The sequence below is a fragment of the Pseudomonas proteolytica genome (assembly GCF_007858275.1).
Taxonomy (GTDB): domain Bacteria; phylum Pseudomonadota; class Gammaproteobacteria; order Pseudomonadales; family Pseudomonadaceae; genus Aquipseudomonas; species Aquipseudomonas proteolytica.
Genome location: NZ_VFEV01000003.1, coordinates 217,067 through 234,079, shown reverse-complemented (window position 1 = coordinate 234,079; position 17,013 = coordinate 217,067). Strand labels below are relative to the sequence as shown.

Here is a 17,013-nt window from a genome sequence, read left to right as displayed (position 1 = left end):
AGTGCTCATGCCTGTGCCGGCCCACCCTCATCACCTGCAACTGACCCTGGCCAATGGCCTGCGGGTTTCCCTGCGTCATGCCCCACGTCTCAAGCGCTGTGCAGCTGTCCTGCGGGTAGCGGCGGGCAGCCATGACGTGCCGTTGGCCTGGCCGGGGCTGGCGCACTTTCTGGAACACCTGCTGTTTCTTGGCACCGAGGCTTTTCCTGCACCGGACGGTTTGATGGCCTACGTGCAGCGCCATGGCGGACAGGTCAACGCCAGCACCCGTGAGCGCACCACGGACTTCTTCTTTGAAGTACCTGCCACGGTGTTTGACGGCGCACTGCAGCGCCTGGCCGATATGCTCGCTCATCCGCGCCTGGCCATGGACGATCAACTGCGCGAGCGCGAAGTGCTGCAGGCCGAGTTTATCGCCTGGTCCCAGGATGCCGAGGCACAGCATCAAGTCGCGATCCTTGAAGGCCTCGCTGCCGGGCATCCGCTGCGGGGTTTTCATGCGGGCAACCGCGAGAGCCTGCCGGTGCCACAGGAGGATTTCCAACAAGGCTTGCTGGGGTTTTATCAAGACTTCTATCAAGCAGGACAGCTGACCTTGAGCCTTGCCGGCCCGCAATCGCTGGAAGAACTGCAAGCCTTGGCCGAGCGCTTTGGCGAGTGCCTGCGCCCGGGCCCGCTACGACCGCAGCAGCCACCACCGGCCTTGATGGACGGCGATAAATATCGCTATCAATACCTCGACAACCAGCACCTGCATCACCTCATCGCCTGTAACGCGCCCCGCGAAGCCCTGGATTTCCTCTGCACCTGGCTGAATGCCACGGCACCCGGTGGTCTGCTGGCAGAATTGAAAACCCGGGGCTGGGCAAGCGCGCTGCACGCCAGGGTGCTGTACTCGTTCGCCGGGCAGGCGCTGCTGGATATCGAATTCACCCTGGGGCCACAGGGCTCACAACAGTCCCTGGCAATCGAAGCCCTGTTGAACGACTGGTTGAGCTTTTTCGCCCACAGCGATTGGACTGCGTTGCGCGAAGAGTACGCGCTGCTAATCAGCCGCCAACAGCAGATCAATGGCGCCTTGGCCCTGGCCCGCCATCACAGTGAGAACCGCGAAGCGCCGTTGTCCGAGCAGCATTGCCAAGCGCTCAAGACCCTGCTGAACCTGCTGCAATCGGCTCCTGCGCAACAGGCCTGGCAGTTGCCGCCGGGCAACCCATTCTTGCGACCGCAAACCCAAGAACCACGCCCCGGACTGATTCGCGGCCAGACCAGCGCCCATCGTGGCTTGCGCACCTTTGCCCAGGATCGCTCCCGTGGCCGGCGCGAACTGCCAGGCCTTTCATTCAGCCAAGCGTTGCCCGCCGATTACGATGAGGGCGCCCTTTACTTGTGCTGGCAACTGGATTCGGCCGCCCATGGCATAGGCAACAGCCTGCAAACTTTGCAGACCAACGCCCGCCAGGCCGGCGTGGAAATGTCCTGCGAAGCTGTAGGCAATTGTTGGCTGCTGAAAATGAGCGGGCTGCATGACCCCATGCCCGCTATCGTCGAGCAACTGGCTCGCGAACTGACCCAGGCCGACGCCAACCTTGAACAAGACGCGCCCGCCAGCCCGACGCCACAGATGGCCATCCGCGAACTGCTCAAGGCATTGCCAGCCTGCGCTGCCGACATTGCCTCCACTGGGCACCTCCATCCATTGCCCAACGGATGGACCACTGCCACGTGGCAAGGCCTGGGCATGGGTCTGCCGGCTGCGTGCGAAACGGCGATCAAACATGCGGCCGCACGCCTGCCCGGGCAATGTGCCGAGATTGCACGCATCGCTCACCCCATCAATGGACTGTATCGCTGGCATCAGCTAGACACCGCTTCCACCGAAGCCGCCTTGCTGCTGCTGTGCCCGGCCCCGAGCCAATCCCTGGCCGACGAGGCCGACTGGCGATTGCTCGCTCACTTGGCCCAGACTCCGTTCTACCAGCGTCTACGGGGCGAATTGCAGGTGGGCTACGCCGTATTCAGCGGTATCCGACAGTTCAATGGGCAAACCGGTCTGTTGTTTGGCGTGCAGTCGCCCGATGTGGCGCTGGCGGACCTGCTCGACCACATCCAGGCCTTCATCAAGCAATTGCCGGCCTTGATCAATGGGAGCGACGAGCTGGGCAACGCGGCCCTGGCCCGGCAATTTTCGCCGCAGGCGCTGCCCACATCCCAAGCCGCCGAGCTGCTCTGGCAGGCCAGGTTGGCCGGGCATGGCGCGAACTATCTTGAACAATTACGCGAGTTGATCCAGACCCGTACACGCCAGCATCTGGTGGAGGCGGCGGCGCAACTCAGCCAAGCCGCAGGCGGCTGGCGCTGCCTGGCCAATGGCGCGGCAGCGGGCGATCACTGGCAGATATGACGTTGATCGTTGCCGATGCTGCAACAGGCTTTTTCCACCAAGACAGCGCTAGCTTGACCAGAAATGAGTAAAATCGCGCCACGCATCTGAACATCTCCGACTGGAGGTGGACTATATGTATTACTTGGTAGTAAACGTCCCATCCCTTCGTAGGAGTATGAATATGACTTGGTCCAAACCTGCTTACACTGATCTGCGTATTGGTTTTGAAGTCACCATGTACTTCGCCAGCCGCTGATTGCTTTTGTATTGCAATGCAACGCCTCGGCTCGCCGGGGCGTTTTTATTTTGAGTCTTGTGTAAAGGAGCAGCGATGTTCGTCCAGATTCTAGGTTCGGCGGCCGGTGGCGGTTTCCCGCAGTGGAACTGCAACTGCGTGAACTGCGCCGGTTTTCGCGACGGCAGCCTGCGGGCCCAGGCGCGCACCCAATCGTCCATCGCCCTGTCCGACGATGGCGTGAACTGGGTGCTGTGCAACGCCTCGCCGGATATCCGCGCCCAACTGCAAAATTTTGCGCCGATGCAACCTGGCCGCGCGCTACGCGATACCGGTATCAGCGCAATCATCCTGATGGACAGCCAGATCGACCACACCACCGGCCTGCTCAGCCTGCGCGAGGGCTGCCCGCACCAGGTGTGGTGCACCGACATGGTCCATGAAGACCTGAGCACCGGCTTCCCGCTGTTCACCATGTTGACCCACTGGAATGGCGGCCTGGCGTGGAACCGTATCGAGCTGGACGCCAGTTTCAGCATTCCTGCCTGCTCCAACCTGCGCTTTACCCCGTTGCCCCTGCGCAGCGCCGCGCCGCCCTACTCGCCCCATCGGTTCGACCCGCACCCGGGTGACAATATCGGCTTGATCGTCGAAGACCTGCGCACCGGCGGCAAACTGTTCTACGCCCCCGGGCTGGGCAAAGTCGACGCGCCGCTGCTTCAAATCATGGCGCAAAGCGACTGCCTGCTGGTGGACGGCACGATGTGGGATGACGACGAAATGCAGCGCCGTGGCGTCGGCACCCGCACGGGCCGCGAAATGGGCCACCTGGCGCAGAACGGCCCCGGCGGCATGCTGCAAGTGCTGGAGCAATTGCCCAAGCAGCGCAAGGTACTTATCCATATCAACAACACCAACCCGATCCTCGACGAAGACTCGCCTGAACGGGCCGAGTTGGCGCGGCGCAATGTAGAAGTAGCCTACGACGGCATGAGCATTGAATTGTAGGAGAGCCCCAATGACCGACACACCGCTGACCCCCGCCGAATTTGAACAGGCCTTGCGGGCCAAGGGCGCGTTCTACCATATCCATCACCCGTACCACGTGGCGATGTATGAAGGCCGGGCCACCCGCGAGCAGATCCAGGGCTGGGTCGCCAACCGGTTCTACTACCAGGTGAACATCCCGCTGAAGGACGCCGCGATCCTGGCCAACTGCCCGGACCGGGAAATCCGTCGCGAGTGGATCCAGCGCCTGCTCGATCATGACGGCGCACCCGGCGAAGACGGCGGCATCGAAGCCTGGCTGCGCCTGGGCCAGGCGGTGGGCCTGGACCCGGATCAACTGCGTTCCCAGGAACTGGTGTTGCCCGGCGTGCGGTTTGCCGTGGATGCCTACGTCAATTTCGCCCGCCGGGCCAGTTGGCAGGAAGCCGCCAGCAGCTCGCTGACCGAGTTGTTCGCCCCGCAGATCCACCAGTCGCGCCTCGACAGCTGGCCCCAGCATTACCCATGGATCGACCCTGCCGGCTACGAGTATTTCCGTACCCGCCTGGGCCAGGCCCGGCGTGATGTCGAGCACGGACTGGCGATCACGCTTGCGCACTACACCAGCCGCGCCGGTCAGGAGCGGATGCTGGAGATTCTCCAGTTCAAACTCGACATCCTTTGGAGCATGCTCGATGCCATGAGCATGGCCTACGAACTGAACCGCCCGCCTTATCACAGCGTGACCGCGCAACGGGTCTGGCATAAAGGGATCACGCTATGAGTTTCGACCGCAGCAAAAAGCCGACCTGGCGCCAGGGTTACCGCTACCAGTACGAGCCAGCGCAGAAGGGCCATGTGTTGCTGTACCCCGAAGGCATGATCAAGCTCAACGACAGCGCCGCCTTGATTGGCGGTTTGATCGACGGCGAGCGCAGTGTGGCGGCCATCATTGGCGAGCTGGAGCAGCAATTCCCCGGCGTACCCGAACTCGGTGAAGACATCGAGCAATTCATGGAGGTGGCGCGTGCACAGCACTGGATCGAACTTGCCTGAAAAGCCCGAGATCGGCCTGCCGCTATGGTTGCTCGCCGAGCTGACCTATCGCTGCCCGCTGCAGTGCCCGTACTGCTCCAACCCGCTGGATTTCGCCGAGCAGGGCAAGGAGTTGAGTACCGAGCAATGGATCAAGGTGTTTCGCGAAGCCCGGGAAATGGGCGCGGCACAACTGGGGTTTTCCGGCGGTGAGCCACTGGTGCGCCAGGATCTCGCCGAGCTGATCGCCGAGGCGCGCAAGCTGGGGTTTTATACCAACCTGATCACCTCCGGCATCGGCTTGACCGAGCAGAAGATCAGCGACTTCAAGAAAGCCGGCCTGGACCATATCCAGATCAGCTTCCAGGCCAGCGATGAACAGGTGAACAACCTGCTGGCCGGGTCCAAAAAGGCTTTCGCGCAGAAGCTGGAAATGGCCCGGGCGGTCAAAGCCCATGGCTATCCGATGGTGCTGAACTTCGTCACCCATCGGCACAATATCGACAAGATCGACCGCATCATCGAACTGTGCATTGCGCTGGAGGCAGACTTTGTCGAACTCGCCACCTGCCAGTTCTATGGCTGGGCCCAGCTCAACCGTGTTGGCCTGCTGCCGACCCAGGAACAACTGACCCGTGCCGAACGCATCACCAACGAATACCGCGCCAAGCTGGAAGCCGAAGGGCATCCGTGCAAGCTGATCTTTGTCACGCCGGACTACTACGAGGAACGCCCTAAGGCCTGTATGAATGGCTGGGGCAGTATCTTTCTGACAGTGACACCAGACGGCACTGCCCTACCTTGTCACGGCGCCCGACAGATGCCGGTGCAGTTTCCCAATGTGCGCGACCACAGCATGCAGCACATCTGGTACGACTCGTTTGGCTTCAACCGCTTTCGTGGTTACGACTGGATGCCAGAGCCATGCCGCTCGTGCGACGAGAAGGAAAAGGACTTCGGCGGCTGCCGCTGCCAGGCGTTCATGCTAACCGGCGACGCCAGCAATGCTGACCCGGTGTGCAGCAAGTCCGCCGATCACGGCATCATCCTCAATGCCCGGCTCGAAGCCGAGCACGCGACGCAGACCATCGAGCACCTGGCTTTTCGCAATGAGCGAAACTCCAGGCTGATCGCCAAAGGCTGACCGATCAACGCTTGGCGATGATGTAGACCGCATGCACGATGCCAGGGATGTAGCCGCACAGGGTCAACAGGATATTCAGCCAGAACGCGCCGGCGAAACCCACTTGCAGGAACACACCCAGTGGCGGCAGCAGAATGGCGATGATGATACGAATGAAATCCATGGGTCAGCTCCGAATAATCGGCTCGTGTGAGCCGTACAGCTAATCGACCCTGGCCGCGCGTGAGGGTTCAGTGGAATCTGGCACCGGGCCATCCTCCTCAGGCAAGGATCTCCAATCCGTGCTTTTGCACGATGCTCAGCAGCTTGAGCGCCATGCCGCTGGGTTGCTTCTCGCCGGACTCCCATTGCTTGATTGTCGACGCACTGGTGTTCAGGTAGCGGGCGAACACCGGTTGGCTGACATGACTGCGCTCGCGCAGTTGCTTGATCTGGTCGGCAGGTATCTGTGCCGGCACAGGCGCAATGCACAGCTCATCGAATTCACGAAGGGTGGTCTTGCTGATGGCGCCAATCGAATGCAGCGCGCTGGCCGATTGGTGAATGGACTCCAGCGCTTGGCTTTCATATTTTTTGGTCATGATGTATCTCCACAAACTCCCTGAGATCCAGCAACTGCTGGATCTGTATTTCGTTTAAGCCTTCATAGGCCTTTGCCAACGCCCGAAACCCAGTCAATTCCTTGTGACTGATATTGCTTTGTTCTTGCTTGGCGAACAGAAACTGATAAACCCAGTAATGCCTGCCCTTCGCCAGGACGATGGAGCGATGCCGGTTGTGATTGAGGCGTTTCTTCCAGACTCCACCACCCAGATTGTCCGCCTGGCCCCTGAGCATCTCACCAAATGCCTCTCTTAATTGCGAATCGCAGATCCAGGCCTTGCTGGCGGCATCAGCAAAATGCCGGCTTTTGAACAGTCGCAGCTTCATAGGCATCCCTTCCCCATAAACATACCACCTGGTGGTACAGATTAAAAATAGGGGTCACAAAAAATCTTTGCGCCCTTCCGGCACTCCCTGCCGGTGCCCGCTAAAAAGCCATTTTTCTCGATGAGCCTCAAGCGTCCTTTTCAATCCAGAAATTACACACAAAAAAACGCCCCCAGCCAAAAGAATCAAGCTGGAGGCGCTGCGTATACCGCGAGACGGTTCAGGAATAGGGGGTTAAACAGCGATGCCCTTGCGGCATTGCAGTTGGGCGGTGTGCACACGGGAAAACGCACGGGCCAGGCGCAGTAGCATTTCGTCGATATTGCTCTTGCTTACCGTCAACGCCGGGGTAAAGCGCAGGCAGTTGGGTTGTGGGGCATTGAGGATCAGGCCCTCATAAAGCGCCGCTTTTACCACTGCATCTGCCGAATCTTCTGACAAGCTCAGGCCCAACAACAGGCCCTGGCCCCGCAGTTCGCCCTGGCCATAGCGGTGGGCAAGCCGCGCCAGGCCTTCGCCCAGGTACTGGCTGGTATCACGTACGTGTTCGAGAAAGCCGTGCCCCAGCACGTTATCGAGCACAGCGACGCCGGCGGCCGCCATCAGGGCATTGCCGTGATGGGTGCCTTCCAACTCACCGATTTCAAAACAGCAGGCTTTGCCGCGAGCCAGCAGCGCAGCCAATGGCACTCCGCCACCCAGGCCTTTACCCAAGGCGACGATATCGGCGCGCACGCCGTAGCGCTGTTCGGCCAGCAAGGTGCCGCAACGGCCCATCCCCGTCTGTACTTCATCAAGAATCAGCAGAATGCCCAACTCCCGGCACAACCGCTCCACACCCTTGAGGTAATGCTCGGTGGCCGGGATGACGCCGGCTTCGCCCTGGATCGGTTCCAGCATGATCGCGACGGTTTGTGCGTCGACCGCGGCATGCAGGGCGGGCAGGTCATTGAACGGTACGTGGCAGAAGCCTGGCAGTTGTGGCTCGAAGCGATTGTCGCCAGAGGCCGCCAGCGTCGCCAGGCTGCGCCCGTGGCTGGCGTTGCCAGCGGTAATGATGCGATAGGCGCCACCACGGTGCAGCTGGCCCCACTTGCGCGCCAGCTTGATCGCCGCCTCGCAGGCTTCCGTACCGCTGTTGAGCAGGTAGGCCTGGTCGCTGCCGGTGCTGTGGCACAGGCGGTCCACCAGGTTCAGTTGGCTGCGGTTGTGCAGCCCGTTGCCGGGGTTGATCAGCGCTTGCGCTTGGTCGGCCAACGCGCGCACCAAAACTGAAGGGCTGTGGCCAAGGCTGTTGGCCGCACCACCCTGGGTAAAGTCGAGGTAGGCACGGTCTTCACTGTCCCATAGCCAGGAACCCTGGCCACGTACGAAAACCTGCGGAGGGCGGGCCACTGTGGGCATCAGGGATTGAGTGGAAAGCTCATCACGCAGCATCGGGGTTTTCGCGTCCAGTAACAGATCGTCCAGGCTCGGCGCCGGACGGCGCAAGTTGAACAGGTTCATGCCTGCACACCCCACGGGTTGTTGGCAACCCTGGATTGGCGGAAGCCCGGCAATACGTTTTTTGCCTTGCCTATGTAAACACCATCGCTGCAAACGGTATTCATCTCGCGTCTTGGCCCTGTAAGCCCTATGAATAGGCGCTAGACTAGGCGCCTTGGGGGCGTACAGCCATTTCGATTTTCCAGCATTTTCGATAAGCATTACTTATGGATTTCAAGCAACTGCGTTATTTCGTCGCGGTGTACGAAGAGGGCCATGTGGGCCGGGCCGCAGAGCGCCTGTCGATTTCCCAGCCAGCGCTGTCGCAGCAGATCCGCCAGCTGGAGCAGCACCTCGATGTCAGCTTGTTCGAACGCAGCAGTAAACGCCTGTTGCCGACCCTGGCTGCCCACACCTTGTACAACCATGCCCTGCCGTTGCTCGATGGCATGCAGCAAGCCGTCGAGGCCCTGCGGCACTTCAAGGGCCAGGCGCTGCGGACCCTGGCTATCGGTGTGCTGCAAACCGTGCACACCAGCCTGGTGCCACAGATGCTCGAACGCGTGCGCAAAGCCCAGCCACACCTGGTGGTGCAGATCTATGAGCTGACGGGCCTGGAGATCGAACGTCGCCTGCTCAATGGCTCGCTGGACATTGGCATCAGCTACCTACCGGCACGCCAACCGGGCTTGCACGGCGTACTGCTGTATGAAGATGAACTGAAAGTAGTCATCCCTGCCGATCATCCTTTGCGTGAATTCAAGAAGGTCTCCCTCAAACAAGCAGCGGAACTGCCCATGCTGTTGCTCGGGGAAGAGTTCCAGATCAGGCAGATCTGGCAGGCGCAACTGGCGAACCTGGGGCGCCGGCCGCAGGTCCAGGCCGAGCTGAACACCATGGTGGGGATTCTCGACAGCCTGCCCCATACCCGTCTGGCGACAGTACTGCCTGGCCGATCACAGGATGAACACAGCAGCCACGCGCTATTGTGGAAGCCCTTGAGTGAGCCACGGGTGCCGCTGAAAGTAGGTTTGGTGTGCCGGGATGTACAACGTCAGCAAGCCACGCTGGAGTTGCTGCGCACCTTGCTCGAAGACGTGATGAATGGGCCACATGGGCCGGCAAGCCCGGTAGACGGGCTGGCCTGAACTTTTTCGCGGGCAATAAGAAAACCCCGCCGAAGCGGGGCTTTGCAGACTGTTTCCCTGACATCCATTTCACTCCGCCACCCTGGCAGAATCCTACGTGTCCCTGTTGTTGCTTTGCGCTTCCTGCGCGACGTCCATGTGAAGTAGATTAGCTGTGGATCCAATCTGGCGATAGAGGACGATTAGCAGTACGTCATGTAAGAGAATGCTTACATGACCTCCCCCGATTAGAACTGCGCTTCGTCCAGCAAGAACAGCGATTCACTGCCGGCCTTCACGGAGGCACTCAGGGAGTGAATACGCGGCAGCAGACGAGCGAAGTAGAAGCGCGCCGTCCCCAGTTTGCTGGCGTAGAAGTCTTCCTCAGTCTCCTTGCCCAAAGCCGCCTTGGCCATCAACGCCCACATATAGGCATAGGCCATGTAGCCGAAGGCATGCAGATACTCCACCGAGGCCGCGCCGATTTCATTCGGGTTGGTCTTGGCGCGATCCAGCACCCAGGCAGTCAAGGTGTCGAGTTCGTCCACCGCGGCGCTCAGGGGCTGGGTGAACTCAGCCAGGTCGCTGCTGGCCGTGGCGATGAAGTGGCGGATCTCATCGGCAAACAGGGTGTAGAACGCCCCGCCGCTGCCAACGATCTTGCGCCCCATCAAGTCCAGCGCCTGGATGCCGTTGGTGCCTTCGTAGATCTGCGTGATACGCACGTCACGCACCAACTGCTCCTGGCCCCACTCACGGATATAACCATGGCCGCCGAAGATCTGCTGGCCGTGCACGGTGGTTTCCAGGCCCAGGTCGGTGAGGAAGGCCTTGGATACCGGGGTCAGCAGCGCCACCAGGTCATCCGCGCGCTTGCGGGTCGCGGCGTCTTCGCTGAACTTGGCGGTGTCCAGTTGCATCGCCACATAAGTGGAAAACGCACGGCCGCCTTCGTTCGCCGCCTTCATGGTCAGCAACATGCGGCGCACGTCAGGGTGGTTGATGATCGGGTCGGCGATCTTGTCCTGGGCCTTGGGGCCAGTCGGCGAACGGCTTTGCAGGCGGTCACGCGCGTATTCCACAGCGTTCTGGTAAGAACGCTCGCCGGTCGCCAGGCCCTGGATGCCGACGCCCAGGCGCTCGTAGTTCATCATGGTGAACATCGCCGCCAGGCCACGGTTCGGCTCGCCGACCAGGTAGCCAACGGCGTCGTCGAAGTTCATCACACAAGTGGCGGAAGCCTGGATGCCCATCTTGTGTTCGATCGAACCACAGGTCACCGGGTTGCGTGCGCCCAGGCTGCCATCGGCATTGACCATGAACTTGGGCACCAGGAACAGCGAGATGCCCTTGGGACCGGCCGGAGCGTCCGGCAACTTGGCCAGCACCAGGTGGATGATGTTTTCGGTGAGGTCGTGTTCGCCACCGGTGATGAAGATCTTGGTCCCGCTGACCTTGTAGGAACCGTCCGCCTGGGGCTCGGCCTTGGTACGAATAATCCCCAGATCGGTGCCGGCATGGGGCTCGGTCAGGCACATGGAACCGGCCCACACGCCCGCGTACATATTCGGCAGGTAAGTGGCTTTCAGTTCTTCACTGGCGTGGGTGTTGATCGACACGCAAGCGCCGGACGTCAGCATGGGGTACAGGCCAAACGCCAGGCCCGAGGAGTTGATCATTTCTTCGACCTGGGCCGACACGGCCTTGGGCATGCCCATGCCACCGTAGGCCGGGTCGCCCCCTACGCCCACCCAGCCGCCTTCGGCATAGGTCTTGTAGGCTTCGGGAAAGCCGGCCGGCGTGGTGACCACGCCGTTGTCCCAGCGGCAACCTTCCTCGTCGCCGCTGCGGCTCAACGGGGCGATGGTCTTGGCGGTGACTTTGCCAGCCTCTTCAAGGATTGCCTCGACGGTTTGGGCGTCGACGGTCTCGGCCAGGGCCGGCAATTGCGCCCACAGCTTGGCAACCTCGAATACTTCGTTGAGGACGAAGCGCATATCGCGCAGCGGCGCTTTGTAGTCAGCCATGGCAAACCTCGTAGGAACGTTAAAAGTGATTCGGTAGGATCGGTTTCACAGACCCGGAGTGTAACCGAACAACTTTTGTGACACATAGGGTCTGCTTGTGACCAACTGGTATTTAACAGTCACGCCACCGATTCCTACAAGGCGAACAGCTCGGCAGGCAGGCTCATCAAGCAATCACTGCCCGCCTCCACCGCCGCCCGATGTGCACTGGTGCGCGGCAACAGACGCTTGAAGTAAAACTCGCAAGTCGCCAACTTGCCACGGGCGTAGTCCGCATCGCCTTGGCCTGCATCCAGCTGCGCCTGGGCCACCAGCGCCATGCGCAGCCACAGGTAGGCATGGATGATGTAACCGCTGTACATCAAGTAATCCAGGGCCGCCGCGCCGACTTCATCGGGATTTTTCATCGCCGCCATGCCGACTTTGGTCGTCAACTCGCCCCATTGTTGGTTCAGCTCATTGAGCTGCGCGACTTGGGCCTTGAGTTGTGGATGCTCGGCATTCGCCGCGCAAAACTTATGCACGATTTTGGTAAAGCCGCGCAGCAACTTGCCCTGGCTGCCCAACACCTTGCGCCCCAGCAAATCCAGGGCCTGGATCCCATTGGTGCCTTCGTAGATCGGCGCGATCCGGCAGTCGCGCACCAACTGTTCCATGCCCCACTCGCGGATAAAACCGTGGCCGCCAAACACCTGCATGCCGTGGTTGGTCACCTCTAGCCCGGTTTCGGTCATAAAGGCTTTGCAGATCGGCGTGAGGAACGCCAACAGGTCTTCGGCCTGCTGGCGCTGCTGCGGGTCGTCGCTCAGGTGTGCGGTGTCCAGCAGTTGCGCGGTGAAATAAGTCAGGGCGCGGTTGCCTTCATTGAAGGCTTTCATGGTCAGCAGCATGCGCCGCACATCGGGATGCACGATGATCGGATCTGCCGGCTTATCGGGGGCCTTGGCGCCGGTCAGGGCGCGCATCTGCAGACGGTCGTTGGCGTACTGGATCGCGCCCTGGAAGCTCGCTTCACCCAGGCACAGCCCCTGCATGCCCGTGCCCAGGCGCGCATGGTTCATCATGGTGAACATGCAGTTCAGGCCCTTGTTGGCCTCGCCGATCAGATAGCCCTCGGCACCATCGAAGTTCAGCACGCAGGTGGCCGAGGCCTTGATCCCCATCTTGTGCTCGATGGAGCCGCAACTGACCCCATTGCGCGCGCCGGAACCGGCGAGGAACTTGGGCACGATAAACAGCGAAATGCCCTTGGTGCCGGGCGGCGCGTCCGGCAACTTGGCCAGCACCAGGTGGATGATGTTTTCGCTCATATCGTGTTCACCGGCGGAGATGAAAATCTTGCTGCCGGTTACCGCATAGCTGCCGTTGGCCTGGGGCACGGCGCGGGTCTTGATGATGCCAAGGTCGGTGCCGCAGTGGGCTTCGGTCAGGCACATGGTGCCCGTCCACTGGCCAGCGGTGAGTTTGGTCAGGTAGGTGTCTTTCTGCTCGGCAGTGCCGTGGGCGTGGATCGCCGACATGGCGCCGTGGGTCAGGCCGGGGTACATGCCCCAGGAAGTGTTGCTGGAGCCGATCATCTCGCTGAGCACCAACCCCAGGGAAGACGGCAGGCCTTGGCCGCCGTAGGCCGGATCCGCCGCCAGGCCGTGCCAGCCGCCTTCGACGTATTGCGCAAAGGCTTCCTTGAAGCCTTTGGGTGTGGTCACCACGCCATTATCAAAATGGCAGCCCTCTTCATCACCCGGGCGATTCAACGGTGCCAGCACGTTTTCGCAGAACCTGGCGCCTTCTTCGAGGATCGCGCTGACCATGTCCGGGCTGGCCTCGGTGGCGCCCAGGGCCGCGTAGTGAGCAGGGAAATCAAACACGTGATCAATCAGAAAGCGCATGTCGCGCAGGGGAGCTTTATAGGCAGGCATGGTGATGTCTCCGGCGGCAGATGACTGCAACCTACTGCCGTAGGTGCCCCCGGACAATCACTGTACAGGCGCTGAATACACCACCATCACTCAACCGGCAGCGCCCTGCATGCGCACCGCGCCACGGCGGTTCTGGCCGGCCGCCACCACACAGTTACGCCCGGCACCCTTGGCGTTGTACAGCGCTTGGTCAGCAGACTTGAGCACTTCTTCCGGGGTGCGCTGCTCGATCTGGCGCTCGGCGACGCCGATGCTGATGGTCACCGACACGCTGGAGTCGCCGCCACCCGAACGGCGCTGACGCCCCTGGTGATCGTCCTGGGGGCGACTGTCCTGGTTGCGCAACTTGATGTGGTAGTTGGCAATGACCTCGCGGATTGCTTCCAGGTGCGGCAGGCACTCATCCAGGGTCTTGCCGGCGAACACTACGGCAAATTCTTCGCCGCCATACCGGTAGGCCCGACCACCGCCGCTGACTTTCGACAGTTTGCTGGCGACCAACCGCAGCACCTGGTCGCCGACGTCGTGACCGTGGGTGTCGTTGAAGCGCTTGAAGTGGTCGACGTCGCTCATCGCCAGTACATAGTTGCGCCCCAGGCGCTGCATGCGCTCGTTGAGGGCGCGACGCCCCGGCAGGCCGGTGAGCTCATCGCGAAAGGCCATTTGATAGGCCTCATGGGACACGCCTGCAGCGATCATCAACATCACCTGGCTGCACATGATGTTCAGGGTGAACGGCAGAATAAAGGTCTGCGGCAACATCCAGAACATCCCCAGCAACCCCACCAACTGCGCCGCATGCAACGGCCGCGGCTCGCGCCAGTACTGGGCTGCCAGGGCGACAAAACCCAGCAGGAACATCGGGTACGACAGTTGGACCAAGCTCATCCACGCGCCATGCAACGCCGGCCAGCGAATCTCCGCCAACCAGTTGAGCAACGGTCCCGGGTAACTCTGCTCCAGGCCAAGGGCTACGCTGCCCACGGCAAGCAGCACCGCGCAACGTGCGACAAAGTCGCGGAACAGGTGGGTTTTCTCCTGCCAGAGGGCATAGATACTGAACAACATCGGCAACAGCAGGCATACCAGATGAAACACCACGGCAGCGTCTTCGCGCACGCGGCCATGGTCGCGATAGAAATCGGTCTGGGTATCCAGGAGGAAGTAAGCGACGTACACCGTCACCATCAGGAACAGCTCGCGCTGGCGGCGGTACACCGCGCAATAGGCACCGCCCAGCAGCAACACCAGGGTCGGCAGCACGTTGAACAGCGAGGTGAAGAAGACGTTGAGGTCCTTGACGTAAGCAGCCGACAACCCCGCCAGCAATAACAGCAACGATGGTAGGAAATGACTGAAACGTACAGCAGACGCGCGCGACAAGGGTAAAGCTCCGACCCACAAAAAAGATGGCACAGTGCCTTCACTGCTGACAGTTAAGCACACTCAATGTGACCTGTATCACATTGCCATCACTGTAACGGCAGCAACGGGCAATCCCTGAGCGCGCCACTCAGGTTTTTTCACCCGCCTATAAAAAAGCCGCCGCTCCCGAAAGAGCGGCGGCCTGGCAGTGAACCCGCCGGGGCTTAGTAGCCCAGGTCGAAGTTCTCTTCTTTCATGTCCATCAGGTTGTTGGCACCCGACAGCATGGTCGCTACGTGGGTACGGGTACGCGGCAGGATGCGCTGGAAGTAGAAGCGCGCAGTCTGCAGCTTGGCGGTGTAGAAGCCTTCTTCGCTGGTGCCGGCAGCCAGTTTTTCGGCAGCCAGGCGCGCCATGTCGGCCCAGAAGTAAGCCAGGCAGGCATAACCGGAGTACATCAGGTAGTCCACGGAGGCGGCACCGACTTCTTCACGGTCCTTCATGGCAGCCATGCCGACCTTCATGGTCAACTCGCCCCATTCCTTGTTCAGTGCCGCCAACGGTGCGACGAACTCGCTGACCGCTGCGTTGCCTTCGTTGGCCTGGCAGAACTTGTGCACGATCTTGGTGAAGCCCTTGAGCGCTTCGCCCTGGGTCATCAGCACTTTACGGCCGAGCAGGTCCAGCGCCTGGATGCCGGTGGTGCCTTCGTACAGCATCGAGATGCGGCTGTCGCGAACGTTCTGCTCCATGCCCCACTCGGCGATGAAGCCGTGACCGCCGTAGATCTGTACGCCGTGGTTGGCAGATTCAAACCCGACTTCGGTCATGAACGCCTTGGCGATCGGGGTCATGAAAGCCAGCAGGCCATCAGCCTGTTTCTTGGCTTCGTCGTCGGTACCGTACTTGACGATATCCACTTGCTTGGCGGTGAAGTACACCATCGCACGGTTGCCTTCAGCGAAGGCTTTCATGGTCAGCAGCATGCGACGCACGTCCGGGTGGACGATGATCGGGTCAGCGGCCTTGTCCGGTGCTTTCGGGCCAGTCAGGGAACGCATTTGCAGGCGGTCACGCGCATATTTCAAGCCCCCCTGGAAACCGATCTCGGCATGGGACAGGCCTTGCAGCGCGGTACCCAGGCGAGCGGTGTTCATAAAGGTGAACATGCAGTTCAGGCCTTTGTTCGCCGGGCCGATCAGGTAACCGGTGGCCGCGTCGAAGTTCATCACGCAGGTGGCGTTGCCGTGGATACCCATCTTGTGTTCCAGGGAGCCACAGGACACCGCGTTGCGCTCACCCACCGAACCATCGGCGTTGGGCAGGAACTTAGGCACGATAAACAGCGAAATGCCTTTGGTGCCAGCCGGAGCATCCGGCAGGCGGGCCAGTACGATGTGGACGATGTTGTCGGCCATGTCGTGTTCACCGGCCGAGATGAAGATCTTGGTCCCGGAGACTTTGTAGGAACCGTCGGCCTGAGGTTCGGCCTTGGTGCGCAGCATGCCCAGGTCGGTGCCGCAGTGCGGCTCGGTCAGGCACATGGTGCCGGTCCACTCGCCCGAGACCAGTTTGGTCAGGTAGGCATCTTGCTGCTCGGGGGTACCGTGCTCGGAAATGGTGTTCATCGCACCATGGGACAGGCCTGGGTACATGCCCCACGACCAGTTGGCCTCACCGACCATCTCGCTGACGGCCAGGCCCAGGGATTCCGGCAGGCCTTGGCCGCCGTGCGCCACGTCGTGGGCCAGGCTTGGCCAGCCACCTTCGACGAATTGTTTGTAGGCTTCTTTGAAACCAGTAGGGGTTTTTACGCCTGACTCGCTCCAGGTGCACCCTTCGATGTCACCGACGCGGTTCAACGGGGCCAGCACTTGCTCACAAAACTTGGCGCCTTCTTCGAGAATGGCGTCAACCATGTCTGGGGTAGCGTCCTGGCAAGCCGGCAGGCTCTGATAGTGCGCTTCGTAGCCGAGCAGTTCGTCACGAACGAAGCGAATATCACGCAAGGGGGCCTTGTAGTCAGGCATAGCGATAAACCTCTGCTGATGAATCCTGGAATGAACAACCGCGTGGATTTGTTGTAGCGGTCAAACAGTTGTTTGAAACATACGTTTACGCCCAATCCTTGTCAAGCGCCCCGCAGATGCCGTTTGTCATGACACAGGTCAACGCCAGGCGCAACAAGGCCTGCAGCGTGATGCCGCATGACCGGTCAAAGATTGGAAGATAGGTATGTTGAAGAAATCGGGGTGGCTAGAGGCTTGTCGTGGCGAGGGGGCTTGTCCCCCGTTGGGCTGCAAAGCAGCCCCAATAAGACACACCGAGACTTATCAGATACACCGAGGTGGCAGATTCTGGGGCTGCTGCGCA

15 protein-coding genes are annotated in these 17,013 nt (G+C 60.8%); 7 read left to right on the top strand and 8 right to left on the bottom strand.

Annotated features, from left to right (window positions below; genetic code table 11):
- The first annotated feature begins 7 nt into the window (after window positions 1-7).
- The 6 genes from pqqF (at window position 8) to pqqE (ending at window position 5,787) form a co-directional block, all read left to right on the top strand.
- Window positions 8-2,404, top strand: coding sequence for a pyrroloquinoline quinone biosynthesis protein PqqF (gene pqqF / locus FIV38_RS03945; RefSeq protein ID WP_092230897.1), 2,397 nt, complete (start codon window positions 8-10; stop codon window positions 2,402-2,404).
- 163 nt (window positions 2,405-2,567) lie between these two features.
- Window positions 2,568-2,642, top strand: a complete 75-nt coding sequence (gene pqqA, locus FIV38_RS03940; protein ID WP_003194766.1) for a pyrroloquinoline quinone precursor peptide PqqA — start codon at window positions 2,568-2,570, stop codon at window positions 2,640-2,642.
- 75 nt (window positions 2,643-2,717) lie between these two features.
- Window positions 2,718-3,629, top strand: a complete 912-nt coding sequence (gene pqqB, locus FIV38_RS03935) for a pyrroloquinoline quinone biosynthesis protein PqqB (protein ID WP_092230900.1) — start codon at window positions 2,718-2,720, stop codon at window positions 3,627-3,629.
- A 10-nt stretch (window positions 3,630-3,639) separates the two neighbouring features.
- On the top strand, window positions 3,640-4,392 hold the full coding sequence (pqqC, locus tag FIV38_RS03930) for a pyrroloquinoline-quinone synthase PqqC (protein WP_092230901.1): 753 nt from the start codon (window positions 3,640-3,642) through the stop codon (window positions 4,390-4,392).
- Window positions 4,389-4,664: a pyrroloquinoline quinone biosynthesis peptide chaperone PqqD gene (pqqD, locus tag FIV38_RS03925; protein WP_070994502.1), complete on the top strand. Its 276-nt coding sequence runs from the start codon at window positions 4,389-4,391 to the stop codon at window positions 4,662-4,664. Before pqqC ends, pqqD begins: the two co-directional genes overlap by 4 nt.
- Window positions 4,657-5,787: a pyrroloquinoline quinone biosynthesis protein PqqE gene (pqqE, locus tag FIV38_RS03920; RefSeq protein WP_268969271.1), complete on the top strand. Its 1,131-nt coding sequence runs from the start codon at window positions 4,657-4,659 to the stop codon at window positions 5,785-5,787. The genes pqqD and pqqE overlap by 8 nt, the downstream gene beginning before the upstream one ends.
- Window positions 5,788-5,791: 4 nt before the next feature.
- On the opposite strand, the gene FIV38_RS03915 is transcribed toward pqqE, so the two are convergent.
- From FIV38_RS03915 to FIV38_RS03900, 4 genes are all read right to left on the bottom strand, one after another.
- A complete protein-coding gene (locus FIV38_RS03915; protein WP_007904205.1) occupies window positions 5,792-5,950 on the bottom strand; it encodes a YqaE/Pmp3 family membrane protein in 159 nt (52 codons plus the stop codon).
- 97 nt (window positions 5,951-6,047) lie between these two features.
- The gene (locus FIV38_RS03910; protein WP_029296888.1) at window positions 6,048-6,368 is read right to left on the bottom strand and encodes a helix-turn-helix domain-containing protein; all 321 of its coding nucleotides are present in this window, start codon (window positions 6,366-6,368) and stop codon (window positions 6,048-6,050) included.
- Window positions 6,352-6,717: a type II toxin-antitoxin system RelE/ParE family toxin gene (locus FIV38_RS03905; RefSeq protein WP_029296890.1), complete on the bottom strand. Its 366-nt coding sequence runs from the start codon at window positions 6,715-6,717 to the stop codon at window positions 6,352-6,354. The genes FIV38_RS03910 and FIV38_RS03905 overlap by 17 nt, the downstream gene beginning before the upstream one ends.
- Window positions 6,718-6,951: 234 nt before the next feature.
- Window positions 6,952-8,223, bottom strand: coding sequence for an aspartate aminotransferase family protein (locus tag FIV38_RS03900; protein WP_092230907.1), 1,272 nt, complete (start codon window positions 8,221-8,223; stop codon window positions 6,952-6,954).
- Between the two features lie 206 nt (window positions 8,224-8,429).
- Here FIV38_RS03900 and FIV38_RS03895 point away from each other — a divergent pair, with 206 nt between their 5' ends.
- Window positions 8,430-9,350, top strand: coding sequence for a LysR family transcriptional regulator (locus FIV38_RS03895; RefSeq protein ID WP_092230908.1), 921 nt, complete (start codon window positions 8,430-8,432; stop codon window positions 9,348-9,350).
- A gap of 227 nt (window positions 9,351-9,577) precedes the next feature.
- Here the strand turns inward: FIV38_RS03895 and FIV38_RS03890 are convergent, their stop codons facing one another.
- The 4 genes from FIV38_RS03890 to FIV38_RS03875 form a co-directional block, all read right to left on the bottom strand.
- Entirely contained in the window at window positions 9,578-11,356 is a 1,779-nt protein-coding gene (locus FIV38_RS03890) for an acyl-CoA dehydrogenase C-terminal domain-containing protein (RefSeq protein WP_092230911.1), read from the bottom strand.
- A gap of 134 nt (window positions 11,357-11,490) precedes the next feature.
- A complete protein-coding gene (locus FIV38_RS03885; RefSeq protein WP_092230920.1) occupies window positions 11,491-13,275 on the bottom strand; it encodes an acyl-CoA dehydrogenase C-terminal domain-containing protein in 1,785 nt (594 codons plus the stop codon).
- 90 nt (window positions 13,276-13,365) lie between these two features.
- Window positions 13,366-14,658 carry a GGDEF domain-containing protein gene (locus FIV38_RS03880; protein ID WP_092230923.1) on the bottom strand — a complete coding sequence of 431 codons (1,293 nt, stop codon included), beginning with the start codon at window positions 14,656-14,658 and terminating at the stop codon, window positions 13,366-13,368.
- Between the two features lie 206 nt (window positions 14,659-14,864).
- Window positions 14,865-16,670 (bottom strand): phenylacyl-CoA dehydrogenase, encoded by a 1,806-nt coding sequence (locus tag FIV38_RS03875; protein WP_029296902.1) that lies wholly within the window; start codon window positions 16,668-16,670, stop codon window positions 14,865-14,867.
- Window positions 16,671-17,013: the final 343 nt, after the last annotated feature.

Excerpts from the sequence above, each read along its gene's own strand:
- FIV38_RS03890 (WP_092230911.1), bottom strand. The coding sequence starts at position 11,356 with ATGGCTGACTACAAAGCGCCGCTGCGCGATATGCGCTTCGTCCTCAAC.
- FIV38_RS03875 (WP_029296902.1), bottom strand. The coding sequence starts at position 16,670 with ATGCCTGACTACAAGGCCCCCTTGCGTGATATTCGCTTCGTTCGTGAC.
- FIV38_RS03905 (WP_029296890.1), bottom strand. The coding sequence starts at position 6,717 with ATGAAGCTGCGACTGTTCAAAAGCCGGCATTTTGCTGATGCCGCCAGC.
- pqqB (WP_092230900.1), top strand. The coding sequence starts at position 2,718 with ATGTTCGTCCAGATTCTAGGTTCGGCGGCCGGTGGCGGTTTCCCGCAG.
- pqqC (WP_092230901.1), top strand. The coding sequence starts at position 3,640 with ATGACCGACACACCGCTGACCCCCGCCGAATTTGAACAGGCCTTGCGG.
- FIV38_RS03900 (WP_092230907.1), bottom strand. The coding sequence starts at position 8,223 with ATGAACCTGTTCAACTTGCGCCGTCCGGCGCCGAGCCTGGACGATCTG.
- pqqD (WP_070994502.1), top strand. The coding sequence starts at position 4,389 with ATGAGTTTCGACCGCAGCAAAAAGCCGACCTGGCGCCAGGGTTACCGC.
- pqqF (WP_092230897.1), top strand. The coding sequence starts at position 8 with ATGCCTGTGCCGGCCCACCCTCATCACCTGCAACTGACCCTGGCCAAT.
- FIV38_RS03885 (WP_092230920.1), bottom strand. The coding sequence starts at position 13,275 with ATGCCTGCCTATAAAGCTCCCCTGCGCGACATGCGCTTTCTGATTGAT.
- FIV38_RS03895 (WP_092230908.1), top strand. The coding sequence starts at position 8,430 with ATGGATTTCAAGCAACTGCGTTATTTCGTCGCGGTGTACGAAGAGGGC.
- FIV38_RS03915 (WP_007904205.1), bottom strand. The coding sequence starts at position 5,950 with ATGGATTTCATTCGTATCATCATCGCCATTCTGCTGCCGCCACTGGGT.
- FIV38_RS03910 (WP_029296888.1), bottom strand. The coding sequence starts at position 6,368 with ATGACCAAAAAATATGAAAGCCAAGCGCTGGAGTCCATTCACCAATCG.